Genomic DNA, 1,647 nt, shown 5'->3' on the forward strand with positions numbered 1-1,647 from the left:
TTATCACGGACAAGGGACTGTAACCTCAGAAGTTATTGGTGATTATACTGTCTATACAACTACTACTCCAGGGACGATTGTTAATGCTGGCAATGATGTTAATACATCTCTGACCGACGGCACCGTAGACGTTACAATGAACGGGTCTGTTGACAGTGGAGGCAGTACAATCAACAGTTGGACATTTACGAAAGACCCAGTCGATATTGCCGATCCGACGTTTTCCGTTCCGGCAGACGCTCTTGATGTAACTGTTACTTTTACCGAAGCCGGCACTTATACTCTAACTTTGACCGCGGACGACGGTCAAAGTCTGGTAAGCGACAGTTTGGTAGTTGACGTTTTGGGGGGTGCGGCGCCTTGGCTTGCCGGCGTAACCACGAACAGCGTCTACGTATGTCTGGAGGTGGACACTACGGCGAACGCAACGGTCGATTATGGGCTGACGACGGCTTATGGAAGCTCGGCCGTCACGGAAAGCACCGACGCGACGAGCATCGGCACCTACGTTCACAACGTCAGGCTCACCGGTCTGCTGCCGAACACCGTGTACAACTACCAGGTTACCCATGGCACATCGGTCAGCGACAATTACACCTTCCGCACCGCACCGGAGCCGGGTACGCCCGCACACTTTGGTTATGCCGGCGACAGCCGATCCGACACGTACAACCACAACCTAATCGCCGCACACATGGCTTTGCAGAACCCGAATATGATGATCTACGGCGGCGACTTGTGTAACACAAACACCTACGCTTCCTGGATAAACGAGTGGTTCGTGCCCAATCAGGTCGCTCTGAACGCCACCACGCCCTCTGTCAACACCCCTGGCAACCACGAGGGCTGGGGGATAAACACCAAGGCTTTCACCGAATCGCCCAACGGGACCGACGGCGAAGGCGGCGGCGGTTATTTCTCCTACGATTATGGTGATGTGCACATCCTGGTGCTCAATACCGAGATTGGCCGCAGTCAAGGCAGCGCCCAGTGGAACTTCGCTGCCGCCGACCTGGCGGCCTCCAACGCGAAATTCAAGATTGTCGCCGCACACAAACCGAGCCTTTCCTACGGCATGCACGGCACGGACCCGGAGATGGCCACCATGACTACTCTGCTCTTCGAGCCCTACGGCGTTAGCTTTGTGCTGTTCGGCCACGACCACTTCTATCAGCATAACGAGAAGAACGGTATCTACCATCTGGTTATCGGGTCGATGGGGGTCGAGCCCAGGAGTCCCGGCACCGGCGAGTTCGAAGTTTACTCCGAGAAAACGGAGTGCTTCGGTATTTTCGACACGGATGGAGAAGATACCCTTACCCTGCGAACTTACCGATACACCGAGGGCGCCCCTCAAACGCCTGGCACGAGCACGCTTATCGAGACGTTTGTAGTGTCAGTTGGTCCACCTGAAACAGATCCTCCAACACCTGACCCTGCGACATTTGCAAGTGCTCCGGCTGCTGTCAGTGATACTGCTATCAGCATGACGGCGACAACGGGCACAGACGCTTCAGGTCCGGTTCAGTACTACTTCGACGAAGTTACCGGAAACCCAGGCGGTACAGACAGCGGATGGCAGACATCAGCTAGCTATACCGACACGGGCTTGACAGCATCGACCATGTACACATACTCTGTGACAAT

Annotated in this window: 1 protein-coding gene; it reads left to right on the forward strand. The window is 55.1% G+C overall.

Features of this window, described 5'->3' with window-relative positions; genetic code table 11:
- Positions 1-136 precede the first annotated feature (136 nt).
- A partial coding sequence (locus FVQ81_18500; GenBank protein MBW7998522.1) for a hypothetical protein occupies positions 137-1,647 on the forward strand: 1,511 nt, incomplete at its 3' end.

The sequence above is a fragment of the Candidatus Glassbacteria bacterium genome (assembly GCA_019456185.1).
In the GTDB taxonomy this organism is placed as follows: Bacteria; Gemmatimonadota; Glassbacteria; order GWA2-58-10; family GWA2-58-10; genus JAJRTS01.